Genomic DNA, 13236 nt, shown 5'->3' on the forward strand with positions numbered 1-13236 from the left:
CCTAGACGTGTGTGACAAATGTCACCCATTCTACACTGGTAAGCAACGTATCGTTGATACTGGCGGCCGTGTAGATCGCTTCAACAAGCGTTTCGGTGCTCTTTCTAGCAAATAATCTCTTTTTTGCTAGAAAATTAAAAAAGGATGCTTCGGCATCCTTTTTTGTTGGCATTTTTTGTATAGTTGTCAGTACGCACTGGTCTTATCTGCGACATTTTCTCCATTTTTTGATGAAGCACGTCAGGTTCCCGCCTAGGAAGTTTGAGCGACATCCATTAGAATTATGGACCTTTTCCAATCCAACACGAGCACTTATACCTATGTCTGATGACACTCACCAAGAATTAACGGCAGAAGAACAATTTCGCCAACGCGCACTCGATTACCATGCTTACCCAACCGCGGGTAAAATTGCCATTTCACTAACTAAGCCTGCCGACTCGGCTGAAGACCTTGCTTTAGCTTACAGCCCGGGCGTCGCTGAACCGGTTCGTGAAATCGCACAGAACATCGACAACGTTTATAAATACACTGCGAAAGGCAACACCGTCGCTGTGATCTCAAACGGCACGGCTATTCTTGGTTTAGGTAACTTAGGTCCGATGGCTTCCAAGCCCGTCATGGAAGGAAAAGCGCTACTGTTTAAACGCTTTGCTGGACTTGATTCAATTGATATTGAAGTAAAACACCGCACAATCGATGAATTTGTCGATACGGTTGCCAACATCGCCGACACCTTTGGCGGCATCAACTTAGAAGATATCAAAGCACCAGATTGCTTTGAGATTGAACGCCGTTTGATCGAACGCTGTAATGTGCCTGTTTTCCATGACGATCAACACGGCACTGCGATTGTTACCGCCGCTGGCATGCTCAATGCGATTGAACTGCAAGGCAAGAAACTCAACGAATGCACTATCGTCTGTCTTGGCGCTGGCGCAGCAGCCACCGCTTGCATGGAACTATTGATTAAGTGCGGCGCAATGCGTGAAAAAATCTACATGCTTGATCGCAAAGGTGTGATTCATACTCGTCGCGATGACATTAATGAATATAAGCAGTTGTTTGCTAATAACACCGACAAACGCACACTGGAAGATGTGATTGAAGGCGCTGACTTATTCCTAGGTGTGTCAGGCCCCAACCTGCTGCCTGCCGAAGCGCTAAAATTAATGGCCGATAAACCGATCGTATTTGCTTGCTCAAACCCGGATCCAGAAATTAAACCGGAACTCGCACGCGCGGTACGTGACGATTTAATTCTCGGCACAGGTCGTAGCGATTATCCAAACCAAGTCAACAACGTGTTGTGCTTCCCATTTATTTTCCGTGGCGCTTTGGATGTCCGTGCTAGTGAAATTAATGACCAAATGAAGCTAGCCGCAGTTGAGGCGATACGTGAACTGGCTAAAGAAGAAGTGCCGGCTGAAGTGTTGAAAGCTGCAGGCGTAAAAGCGTTAAGTTTCGGCCCTGAATACATCATTCCAAAACCGATGGACCCACGCCTACTGCCTCGTGTTGCTAAAGCGGTTGCTCAAGCAGCGGTTGACTCTGGCGTCGCTCGAATCGAGATGCCTGTCAATTACATGCAAGAATAATCATAAGCTTGAGCGGCTAAATGCCTCGCTCGAAAAAAAACCGCTGACTTTCAGCGGTTTTTTTATATTCTGAGACACAGAGCCAAAGTCACAATGGCAACTTACCCAGTATCCTCTCGATTTTATCTCGTTGTACCGCAATTACGCGCTACACTTCTTCATCATCATACGCTTCAAATTCAATGCCCATGGCGGTCATTAATGCTTTTGCTTCCGTCGGAATATCGTCTGGACGATCTTTTCTCAAATCTTCGTCGGTCGGTAAAGGTTGACCGGTATAAGCATGCAAGAAGGCTTCACACAGCAGCTCACTGTTCGTTGCGTGGCGTAAGTTATTGATTTGACGGCGAGTGCGCTCATCAGTTAATACTTTCAACACTTTCAATGGGATTGAAACGGTGATTTTTTTGACTTGCTCACTCTTCTTCCCATGTTCAGCATATGGGCTAATGTATTCCCCATTCCAGTCTGCCATTGCGCACCTTCGTTATCGTAATTGGTCGTTAAAAATTTGAAAGTTGGATTTTAGCGGGATTTACCGCCACAAGCAAAGACATATAGACGTCTAGATATATTGACGTCTTCTTTTGAGTTCAGTAAAGTGTGCCATTATCGACAAAGAGATACCCGAAATACTTGAAATTTCAGCAGAGCGACAAGTCAAGGCAGCCAGACTATGTGATTGAAGTAGGTGAATCTAGCCAACATCGCAGCAACTTCAAGTTAGAAAGGGGATAGCAATCTCACGCACTATCGGATATAGCTAATACTCGAGACAATGGACGTTGCCCTTTCGTTGTCCCCAGATAAAGCAGGAACCCCTCAATAAAAGTCAGTTTATTGAGTTTAATTAAGTAAGGAAACCGTCATGACCACTCGCAAGCCAGCCACCATCGCCGTTAGAACCGGTATTGAATCCGACTCTCAATATCATGCTGTTGTGCCTCCAATTTATCTTTCGACAAATTATAGCTTTCCTGCGTTTGGTGAAGTACCTAAATACGATTACACACGCTCTGGCAACCCGAATCGAGGTCTGCTCGAAAAAGCGTTGTTTGAACTCGAATCGGGTCAAGGCGCGGTGGTGACTAACTGTGGCACTTCGGCGCTGAATCTATGGGTTTCCGCCTTTTTAAGTCCTGACGATCTGATCGTGGCCCCGCATGACTGTTACGGTGGCACATATCGCCTGTTTAATACACGCGCCAAAAAAGGCGATTTTAAGACACTCTTTATTGATCAATCCGATCCAAACGCTTTGCAGGCCGCTTTGGCGAAAAAACCTAAATTGGTACTCATTGAAACCCCATCCAACCCATTAGTTCGCGTGGTAGATATTGCTGATATTTGCCAACAAGCACACGCCGTCGGTGCATTAGTGGCGGTTGACAACACCTTCTTAACGCCAGTTTTCCAAAAACCATTAGAGTTGGGCGCAGATTTTGTCATCCACTCCACCACCAAATTCATCAACGGCCACTCCGATGTGATTGGCGGAGTTGTTATCACCAAAACAGAGCAGCACGCTGAAGAGCTAGCATGGTGGGGCAACTGCCTTGGCTCAACGGGAACCCCTTTTGATAGCTATATGACGCTGCGTGGCATTCGTACCTTAGGCGCAAGAATGCGCGTCCATGAGGAAAGCTCACGTGCCATTTTGGACTATCTGCAAAGCGAAGCCTTAGTAAAGGTCATTTATCACCCGAGTTTGCCAGAGCATCCTGGCCATGAGATAGCGAAAAAGCAGCAATCTGGCTTTGGCTCTATGCTCAGTTTTGAGTTTGCGGGCAGCTTTGAACAGCTCAAATATTTTGTCTCTCAGTTAACATTATTCTCACTGGCAGAATCATTAGGAGGCGTGGAGAGCTTAATCTGCCACCCCGCTTCGATGACTCACCGAGCGATGGGCGAAGAAGCGTTGGCCGAAGCCGGTGTTTCACAGCAGCTATTACGCCTATCGGTCGGCTTAGAAGATGCCCAAGATTTGATTGACGATCTCGCTCAAGCCTTTGCTAAAGCGAAGGAGGCCTATTAATGACTGCCCTACGTCAATTGCACAAGTTTGGCGGTAGCAGCCTTGCCGATCCTGAATGCTACAAACGGGTCGTTAATATCTTAAAAGAGTATTCTCAAGCTGATGATTTGGTGGTGGTTTCTGCCGCAGGAAAAACCACCAATCGTTTAATCGAATTTCTCGACGCTCTCAATAAAGATGGCCGAGTGGCTCATGAGAACTTGCAATCGGTCCGTCAGTACCAAATCGATTTAATCAACGCGCTGCTCGATGAAGATGCAGCGCAACCGCTCATCACTTTACTCACCAACGAAATTCGCACCTTGGGTCAGCTTTGCGCGCCCCTATCGCCAGCTCAACAAGCGGCGGTACTTGGCCATGGTGAAGTGTGGTCATCACGCTTATTGGCGGCGTTACTCAATCAACATAATCTTGCGGCTGTGGCACAAGACGCCCGCGAATTTCTTCGCGCGCAAGCAGGCACACAACCGGAAGTGGATCGCGCTCGCTCCTACCCTTTGCTGAAAGAAATTTTGGCACAACACGCGCATCACCGAGTGATCATCACAGGCTTTATGGCTCGCAGTGAACAAGGTGATACTGTGCTACTTGGGCGCAATGGTTCCGATTACTCCGCCACTATGATCGGTGCACTTGCGGAAGTAAACCGGGTAACGATTTGGAGTGATGTGGCCGGTGTTTATAGCGCCGACCCGCGTATTGTCAGTGATGCCTGTTTACTGCCGCTACTGCGTTTGGACGAAACCAACGAGTTAGCGCGCCTTGCCGCCCCAGTATTGCACAGCCGAACTTTGCAGCCCGTGGCGCAAAGCACCATGGATTTGCACTTGCGCTGCAGTTATCAACCCGAAGCAGGATCGACTCGTATTGAGCGTGTATTGGCATCGGGACGCGGTGCCAAAATCATTACTTCACTTGATGATGTGCTGTTGATTGAGCTTAATTTTGCTCACGGGCATGACTTCCAGCGCCTACAAAATGATGTACTACGCAGCTTGCGTCGTGCTCAACTCGAACCGCTAGCTTTCGATACTCAAGCCGATCAACACCAACTGCGCCTTGCCTATACTGCTGAGATTTCAGGTGGAGCCCTAGCCCATCTGCAAGATGCCGCTTTTGAAGCAGAAATTAAACTCAAAGAAGGCTTTTCATTAGTCGGTGCCGTGGGTGCGGGAGTGACGAAAAACCCCAATCACTGCTACGGCTTTTATCAACAGCTACGTTCATCACCGATCGAGTTTATCTGTGAAGCCGAATCTGGGCTGAGTTTAGTCGCAGTACTGCGTAAAACGCCGATCACCCCCTTAGTGGTGGGTATGCATAACCAACTATTTCAGGCGCAAAAACGGGTCGCACTGGCACTGTGTGGCAAAGGCAACATTGGTTCGAGTTGGTTAAAACTCTTTGCTGAACAAAAATCAGAGTTAGAAAAACGCCATGGCATGAACTTCGAGTTGGTCGCGGTGGTCGATAGCCAAACCTATTGGTTTGATGAGCAAGGGATTGATGCAGCATCGGTTTTAAAGCATTTTGACGATGAAGCGATTGCCAGTGAAGGAATGGCTTGGCTACAACGATTAAGCAATATTCAAGGATATGACGAAGCGGTTGTGCTCGATGTAACCGCAAGCAAAGAACTGGCTGATCACTACCTCAGCATTGCTGAAAATGGGGTGCACCTCATCTCAGCGAATAAAGTCGCGGGCTCTTCCTCTAGCGTCGATTACCACCAAATAAAAGAAGCGTTCGCGAAAATTAGCCGCCATTGGCTCTACAACGCGACGGTTGGCGCAGGCTTACCCATTAACCACACGGTACGTGATTTGCGTGAAAGCGGTGATGAAATCGTCGCCCTCTCTGGTATTTTCTCTGGCACTTTATCTTGGTTATTTCAGCAATTCGACGGCTCAATACCGTTTAGCGAACTGGTCGATTTAGCATGGCAACAAGGACTTACCGAGCCTGACCCGCGCAGCGATCTGGATGGTTCAGACGTAATGCGCAAACTGGTGATCCTAGCCCGTGAAGCGGGATTACATATCGAACCGGAAAATGTCAAAGTTGAATCACTGGTTCCTGATGAGCTCAAGCACCTCTCACTGGATGACTTTTTAGACAAAGGCCAACTGCTGAGTGAAAAATTAGCAGAGAGACTAACCAAAGCACAACGTGAAGATAAAGTGCTACGCTATGTCGCAAGGCTTGAGAAAAATGGCAAAGCAACAGTGGGGGTTGAAGCTTTAGAGCGTGAACACGCTTTGGCTAACCTTTTACCTTGTGACAACATTTTTGCTATCGAGAGTAAATGGTATCGCGATAACCCGTTAGTGATTCGTGGCCCGGGCGCTGGTAGAGAAGTGACAGCAGGAGCTATCCAATCGGACCTCAACTTGCTGTCAAGCTTGCTGTAACACTCCAGCTTATTCCAGATTAAGGGGCCACTAGGCTCCTTAATTTAACTGCGAAAGGATGATATTAGGTCATGCATACCGAGGTTGAGCATGACTTGAAGGTCACTCACAATCAACATGAATAATATTCATAATTACAGTGTTGACATTAAATGCTATTCAATACATTCTGTGGACATATAGACGTCTAAACGTCAACTAAAGGAATGATAGATTGGCGGAAGAACGCCACAGGGAGAAATAAAATGGGATACACGCACGCCGGTCATATTGATGCACTCAACCAGAACGTGGCTGAGCTATCAGATAATATCAATGTCTCATTTGAGTTTTTTCCACCCAGCTCAGCGCAAATGGAAGAGACATTGTGGAATTCCGTTCACCGTTTAAAAACCCTGCAACCTAAATTTGTTTCTGTGACTTACGGAGCAAACTCTGGCGAGCGCGACCGCACCCATTCGATCATTAAAGAGATTAAAGATCAAACTGGCCTTATTGCAGCACCGCACCTCACTTGCATCGATGCCTCTCGCGATGAGCTTATTCAGATTGCCGATGACTACTGGCACAACGGCATCCAGAACATAGTTGCACTGCGTGGCGATATTCCCGCTGGTGGCGGCAAACCAGAAATGTATGCTTCCGACTTAGTGACTCTACTCAAATCTCGCCATGATTTTGATATTTCTGTCGCGGCATTTCCAGAAGTCCACCCTGAAGCGAAAAGCGCGCAATCCGATCTGGTCAATCTAAAACGCAAAATTGATGCAGGTGCAAACCGCGCAATTACTCAATTCTTTTTTGATGTTGAAAGCTACTTACGATTTCGCGACCGCTGCGTAGCTGCTGGTATTGATGCTGAAATTGTACCGGGCATTCTACCGGTATCAAACTTTAAACAAGCTTCTCGCTTTGCCGCGCAAAACAACGTTAAAGTCCCCGGATGGATGGCGAAACAATTTAATGGATTAGATGATGACCCAACCACACGCCAGCTCGTGGGTGCAAGCCAAGCAATTGACATGGTTCGCATTTTAAGCCGTGAAGGCGTCAAAGACTTCCATTTCTATACGCTCAATCGCGCTGAAATGACTTACGCATTGTGCCATACGTTGGGCGTAAGACCGAAAGCATAAACTTTCTCTGCACTCATAACGCTATTATTGGTAAATGTTGCTCGTGATAAAACGCGATGATTGATTAAAAGTAACGCCGACTTGATGTCGGCGTTGTGGTATCACTTAAGCGAGCAGATTATTCCACGTCGTCCATTTTACCAAGTAAGCTACGAATACGATCTTGCCATGCATTCTGCTCTTGCTCCATTTGTTGCGCTTTTTGCTCAAGCTCTTCACGCGCTACTTTTAGCTCATTCGCTTCATTCACGAGCTGCTGTTTCTCTTCTTTAAGCTCTTCCACTTCCATTTGTAGAAGTGCGATGGTGTCAACTGCGGTTTGAATTTTTGCTTCTAGTAGTTCTAATACTTCAAAAGACATGGTGCATACCCTTAGTTATTCGGTTGAGGTGAACAAAATTTCACTTATTGGTTCATTCTACTCAGCACAGCGCTCAGAAACACTCACTATATGCAAATTTTCTCGCTATTTGGCTAAAAAATCGGCTCAACTTAACCGTCAACTCACTTAAGCGCCAAACCTAGGCCGAAAAACACTTTATCTGACCATGGATTTGCTCAATTTGAGGCCTAGCTTTGATCAAGTGCAACCCTTGTGAACTAAAAAAGCAAACGTTTACTATTTGATATGCTAAAATTCCCGCCGAAATTTCCTATTCCCTTTTCTTTGGAGCTAGCATGAAACGCGATTTAGCAATGGCATTCTCTCGAGTCACTGAAGGTGCCGCACTGGCAGGTTACAAATGGCTTGGCCGAGGCGATAAAAATGCGGCCGATGGCGCAGCGGTAGAAGTCATGCGCAACCTACTCAATAAAACCGACATCCAAGGTGAAATTGTAATCGGTGAAGGCGAAATTGACGATGCTCCAATGCTCTACATTGGCGAGCTTGTTGGCCTTGGTGGCGATGCGGTTGATATCGCAGTGGATCCTATTGAAGGTACACGCATGACGGCAATGGGCCAGTCAAACGCATTGGCTGTTTTGGCGGCTGGCGAAAAAGGCAGCTTCCTTAAAGCACCTGATATGTACATGGAAAAATTGGTGGTTGGCCCCGGCGCTAAAGGGTGCATTGACCTCAATAAGCCTTTAAAAGAGAATTTAGAAAATGTCGCCGCCGCGCTGAATAAATCATTAGACACTCTAGTTGTGATCACCTTAGCGAAACCTCGCCATGATGCCACCATAGCGCAGATGCAAGAGATGGGTGTTCGCGTGTTTGCTGTGCCAGATGGCGATGTCGCCGCCTCGATCCTAACTTGCATGCCTGATAGTGAAGTCGACGTGATGTACTGCATCGGCGGTGCACCTGAAGGAGTGGTTTCAGCCGCGGTCATCCGAGCTCTAGATGGTGACATGCATGGCCGTCTACTACCACGTCATGAAGTCAAAGGCGATACGGAAGAAAACCGCATTTACGGTGCAAAAGAGTTAGCTCGCTGCGCGGAAATGGGTGTCGAAGCTGGCGTAGTGCTGAAAATGGAAGAGATGGCCCGCAGTGATAACGTCATTTTCTCAGCTACTGGTATCACCAAAGGGGATCTGCTGGAAGGTATTACCCGCAAAGGCAACATCGCCACCACAGAAACGCTATTAATTCGTGGCCGCTGTCGTACCATTCGCCGTATTAAATCAATTCACTACTTAGAGCGCAAAGACCCAGAAGTGCGCGCGATCATTTTGTAATCCGCTAGTGCTTTGCTGTTTTATTTTAACGACAAAGCATAGAGAGACAAAAAAGACCGCAATGCGGTCTTTTTTACTTAATCACTTTATACCGAGATGGAAGAAGTGATTAGAATAACTCTTCAGCCACTTTATACAAATCAGTGCGAACTGGACGCTTCATATTTTCAATTGCGTCGATAATATCGTGGTGAACCAACTGCTCTTTCTGAATACCAACACAACGACCACCGTGGCCATCAAGCAGTAAATGTACCGCAAAATTACCCATGCGTGACGCAAGAACACGGTCAAACGCCGTCGGGCGACCACCGCGTTGAATATGACCCAGCACGGTAGCGCGAGTTTCACGTCCCGTTGCTTTTTCAATTTCTTTCGCCAGTTGGTTAGCATCCATCATCAACTCAGTCAGTGCAATAATGGCGTGTTTCTTACCTTTCTTAATACCGTCTTGAACATTTGCAATCAGTTGCTCCATATTCAGGCCAGTTTCAGGGGTGATGATGTATTCACAACCGCCTGCAATCGCCGACATCAGAGTCAAATCACCGCAATGACGACCCATAATTTCAACAATAGAAATACGTTGATGAGAAGAGGAAGTATCACGTAAGCGGTCAATCGCATCGATAACCGTATTCAATGCCGTTAAGTAGCCAATGGTGTAATCGGTACCAGCAATGTCGTTATCAATCGTGCCTGGTAAACCAACGCATGGAAAACCCATTTCGGTCAGCTTTTTCGCACCCATGTAAGAACCGTCACCGCCGATGACAACTAAAGCATCAATACCATGTTTTCTTAGGTTTTCGATCGCTTTTTCACGTACTGCGACTTCACGAAATTCAGGGAAACGCGCAGAACCTAGGAAAGTACCACCTTTATTGATAACGTCAGAAACGCTTGAACGATCCAATTTTTTAATGCGATCTTCATAAAGACCAAGGTAGCCATCGTAAATACCAAATACTTCCAAATCAGCACCGAGTGCCGTACGAACAACACCACGGATTGCTGCGTTCATGCCAGGTGCGTCACCGCCACTAGTCAAAACACCGATCTTCTTAATCATGCTCACCCTCGATTTTTTGGGAACTTAATACTAATTTTTTACGCTGTCCGTTAGCGATAAAACCGACAGCAAAATCTTTCTAATCTGTGCATAATGTTACCTTTCCTAAAGAGGAATACTACTGTTATTTGCACGAAATTATGTAAGTTTGCTACTTATGTAAGAGTATTACAGTTTTGAGTTAATGCTTTGTTGATTCATATCAGAATCAGGCTTATTTATTGTTCTTAAAAAGATAGTTAATAAGCGCGTTTTTGTCGCTACCACCCTTGTGATTTTTGCTTTTTTTCTGGTCCAAACACCACAGAATAAGGATCTTGGTGGATTAATACATCAGCTCCCGGGAAAGCCTCGAGTAGCTTATCTTCCACCTCATCGGAAATGCGATGCGCCTCAATCAAGCGGATATTGTCATCTAGTTCCAGATGTAATTGAATGAATCTTACAGGTCCAGACATGCGAGTTCTTAATTGATGCACACCCAACACACCAGCCACAGAAAGACATTCTGTGCGGATTTGCTTCAATTCCTCATCAGGTAACTTACGATCCAATAAGGTCTGAATGGCCTCTTGCACCATACGAAAAGCGCTGTAAAGAATATAAACGCCAATGCCGATCGCAAAGATGGCATCGGCCTGTTTAAAGCCAAACCAGCTCAATATAAGCGCGATCATAATCGCCGCATTCATGAACAGATCGGTTTGGTAATGCAATGAATCCGCGGCAATGGCTTGGCTGCCCGTTTTTTTCACGACATGCTTTTGGAACAACACTAAGCCAAAAGTCACTAGCATTGCAAACAGGCTGACATAAACGCCATATTCAGGAGAAGTTAATTCGTGTGGGCGGAAAAAACGGTCAACCCCATTGAGGATAAGAAAACAGGCCGAGCCTGAAATGAACATCGCTTGGGCAAGAGCCGCAAGCGATTCCGCCTTACCATGACCAAAGGCGTGCTCTTTATCTGCGGGCTGCAGTGCGTAACGCACCACAATTAAATTGACCACGGAAGCGGCAATATCAAGTAAGGAATCAATCAAGGATGCGAGTAGGCTGACCGAGCCAGTAACCCACCAAGCGATCACTTTTACTATCAGCAACAATGAGGCTACAAGGGTTGCTGTCCAGGCAGCAAGCGTAACAAGGCGTGCGTATTCTTGTTTCATATCACTAAAATCAGCTTGAGAATGAGCAGGTAGTATACCTTCTCAAATTAAGAATGAATATGACACAAAAATGAACAGGCCTCACCCGAGGCCTATTATCAATTATTAGCGGTTATCAATGACTAGCTATTTTTTTCATGTGCTTAGGACCATTTTCCATGCACTTCTGCATGCGATCTTGTTGTAGCGTTTGCAGTTTTGCTTTTTGTTCCGGAGTTAGCACACTCATCATGTCATGACGTTTTTCTAGCATCTTGACACGGTGAGCGACCTGTTGATCGACCATCTCTTTGGCTAGTTCATTTGCCGCTGCCGCATCAAAGTTCTCGGCGAGCACGAGAGCCTGTACTTTGTCATGGTGCGCTTTCATTTTCGCTTGGCGTTGACCTTTGTGCTCACCCTTCATCGCTTCGCGATTCGCCTCACGCATTCCTTTCAACTTTGCTTGTTGATCAGACGTCAAATCAAGCTGCTGCATCATGCCGCGATCAAAACCGCCACACTCATCATTTGGGCCTTTATGTTGCTCTTTACCACCAAATGCAAAGACGCTTGCTGTGCTAAGAGTCAGAGGAAGTATCACCGCCGCAAGTACTAATTTTTTTGCCATTTTCATCATCTATTCCTTCACTAAATGGATTCTAACAAGCTGTATTCACAGCGCTTGAGTGTAGAATAGGGCCTGTACGGTAAAGCAACGTATAGTAAGAGTAAAGAATCGTAAAGAGCTTACTGCTCACTGAATATCTTGCCTATTTCGCAGTAAACTGTACCCATAACTTCCCCAACGACGAGGCGACACATGGCGCATATTCTTCTGATTGATGATGATACTGAGCTCACCAGCTTACTAAAAGAAGTCTTGAGCTATGAAGGCTTCGATGTCTCTGAAGCGAATGATGGAGAGAGCGGGCTCGCGGCCATTCATGATCGCATTGATCTTGTCTTACTCGATGTAATGATGCCTAAGCTTAATGGGATGGAAACGCTGAAAAAGTTACGTGAAAACTGGCATACCCCGGTATTAATGCTCACCGCCAAAGGAGAGGAGATCGATCGCGTCATCGGTCTAGAACTCGGCGCGGATGACTATTTACCGAAGCCTTTCAGTGACCGAGAGCTGCTGGCACGCATTCGCGCGATTTTGCGCCGAACCCAAACCAGCAATGGCACCAAACATAATGAAGTCATTGAGTGCCAAGATATTCAAGTATACCCCAGCAAGCAGGAAGCCTATTGCCAAGGGCAATTGCTGGACCTTACCACCACGGAATTTGCCTTGCTGACTCATTTTGTGCAAAACCCAGGCGAAACCTTAACTAAAGAAGCGCTCAGCCTTGATGTTCTAGGAAAACGGTTGGCGGCCTTTGACCGCGCGATTGATATGCACGTCTCGAATTTACGCAAGAAATTACCTGAGCGTGTCGATGGTAAATCACGGATTAAAACGCTGCGTGGTCGTGGCTACCTCATGATTCTGGAGGATTAATGCGCCTACCTAAAATCAACAGCCTTTATGGCAGAATTTTTGCCATTTTTTGGTTTACGATGCTGCTGGTGCTGATCGCAGTATTAGCACTGCCGCACCTTGATCCTCGTAAAACCCGTGATATACCTAGCGATGAATACCAACGTCTTACACACTTAAAACAAAAAATAGAGAGTATGTTTAAAGATGAGCATGAACTCACACGCATCCTCTTTCGTTTAGAAAGTAGCAGCAACAAGCGTGGTGAAGGGCACATGCGCGAGAAGAACGGCACTCCACAATTCTTTATCACAACGCCAGATGGCACAATCCTCACCACCAAAACTCAAGCCGACTTTAAGTTTAAAGCACTCCAAAATTTCGTGACCAGCATTGAATCCATTGATAAGCCACAACAGAAGCTCTATGGCCGTTATATGATTTCAGGTCCATTGCCAATTACCCTTGCTAAGCAAGATCTACTCATGTTTGTCGGTATTCGCTGGAATGAGCCCCCCCCGTTCTTATTGCAACTATTTGACCGTCCGTTCGGCCTACTGCTTGCCGTGATGCTCGTCAGTACACCGCTACTCTTATGGCTCGCATGGGCATTGAGCTGTCTCTTATACACCTATCCGAGGCCACGAGACCGTACTAGAGT

At 46.4% G+C, this 13236-nt stretch carries 12 protein-coding genes and 1 pseudogene; 8 read left to right on the forward strand and 5 right to left on the reverse strand.

The features are described from left to right. Both rpmE and AACT21_RS00010 read left to right on the forward strand, forming a co-directional pair. Positions 1–115, forward strand: a 115-nt coding sequence (rpmE, locus tag AACT21_RS00005; RefSeq protein WP_094164235.1) for a 50S ribosomal protein L31, incomplete at its 5' end; no start/stop codon positions are given. 205 nt (positions 116–320) lie between these two features. Beyond that, positions 321–1598 carry a malic enzyme-like NAD(P)-binding protein gene (locus tag AACT21_RS00010; RefSeq protein WP_026027888.1) on the forward strand — a complete coding sequence of 426 codons (1278 nt, stop codon included), beginning with the start codon at positions 321–323 and terminating at the stop codon, positions 1596–1598. 148 nt (positions 1599–1746) lie between these two features. Here AACT21_RS00010 and metJ read toward each other — a convergent pair whose 3' ends face one another. Beyond that, positions 1747–2073 (reverse strand): met regulon transcriptional regulator MetJ, encoded by a 327-nt coding sequence (metJ, locus tag AACT21_RS00015; RefSeq protein WP_010318342.1) that lies wholly within the window; start codon positions 2071–2073, stop codon positions 1747–1749. Between the two features lie 393 nt (positions 2074–2466). Here metJ and AACT21_RS00020 point away from each other — a divergent pair, with 393 nt between their 5' ends. The 3 genes from AACT21_RS00020 (at position 2467) to metF (ending at position 7180) form a co-directional block, all read left to right on the forward strand. Then, positions 2467–3633, forward strand: coding sequence for an O-succinylhomoserine (thiol)-lyase (locus AACT21_RS00020; RefSeq protein ID WP_017049224.1), 1167 nt, complete (start codon positions 2467–2469; stop codon positions 3631–3633). Next, positions 3633–6044: a bifunctional aspartate kinase/homoserine dehydrogenase II gene (locus tag AACT21_RS00025; protein ID WP_094164236.1), complete on the forward strand. Its 2412-nt coding sequence runs from the start codon at positions 3633–3635 to the stop codon at positions 6042–6044. The genes AACT21_RS00020 and AACT21_RS00025 overlap by 1 nt, the downstream gene beginning before the upstream one ends. 245 nt (positions 6045–6289) lie before the next feature. Then, positions 6290–7180: a methylenetetrahydrofolate reductase gene (metF, locus tag AACT21_RS00030; RefSeq protein WP_017043191.1), complete on the forward strand. Its 891-nt coding sequence runs from the start codon at positions 6290–6292 to the stop codon at positions 7178–7180. Between the two features lie 118 nt (positions 7181–7298). On the opposite strand, the gene zapB is transcribed toward metF, so the two are convergent. After that, complete coding sequence (gene zapB, locus AACT21_RS00035; RefSeq protein ID WP_010318338.1) at positions 7299–7541, reverse strand: cell division protein ZapB; 243 nt, start codon at positions 7539–7541, stop codon at positions 7299–7301. Positions 7542–7858: 317 nt separating this feature from the next. Here zapB and glpX point away from each other — a divergent pair, with 317 nt between their 5' ends. After that, positions 7859–8866, forward strand: coding sequence for a class II fructose-bisphosphatase (glpX, locus tag AACT21_RS00040; protein ID WP_094164237.1), 1008 nt, complete (start codon positions 7859–7861; stop codon positions 8864–8866). Positions 8867–8975: 109 nt separating this feature from the next. On the opposite strand, the gene pfkA is transcribed toward glpX, so the two are convergent. The 3 genes from pfkA to AACT21_RS00055 form a co-directional block, all read right to left on the reverse strand. Then, entirely contained in the window at positions 8976–9938 is a 963-nt protein-coding gene (pfkA, locus tag AACT21_RS00045) for a 6-phosphofructokinase (protein ID WP_026027886.1), read from the reverse strand. A 260-nt stretch (positions 9939–10198) separates the two neighbouring features. Continuing rightward, positions 10199–11107 (reverse strand): CDF family cation-efflux transporter FieF, encoded by a 909-nt coding sequence (fieF, locus tag AACT21_RS00050; RefSeq protein WP_010318335.1) that lies wholly within the window; start codon positions 11105–11107, stop codon positions 10199–10201. A 115-nt stretch (positions 11108–11222) separates the two neighbouring features. Then, a complete protein-coding gene (locus AACT21_RS00055) occupies positions 11223–11726 on the reverse strand; it encodes a CpxP family protein (protein ID WP_094164238.1) in 504 nt (167 codons plus the stop codon). A 183-nt stretch (positions 11727–11909) separates the two neighbouring features. On the opposite strand from AACT21_RS00055, the gene AACT21_RS00060 reads away from it, so the two are divergent. Together AACT21_RS00060 and cpxA are read left to right on the forward strand one after the other, a co-directional pair. Then, entirely contained in the window at positions 11910–12596 is a 687-nt protein-coding gene (locus AACT21_RS00060; protein ID WP_013855837.1) for a response regulator, read from the forward strand. Next, positions 12596–13236: pseudogene (gene cpxA, locus AACT21_RS00065) on the forward strand (envelope stress sensor histidine kinase CpxA); the annotation flags it as partial. The gene AACT21_RS00060 and the pseudogene cpxA, both read left to right, overlap by 1 nt.

The sequence above is a fragment of the Vibrio sp. V08_P9A1T1 genome (genome assembly GCF_963874405.1).
In the GTDB taxonomy this organism is placed as follows: Bacteria; Pseudomonadota; Gammaproteobacteria; order Enterobacterales; family Vibrionaceae; genus Vibrio; species Vibrio anguillarum.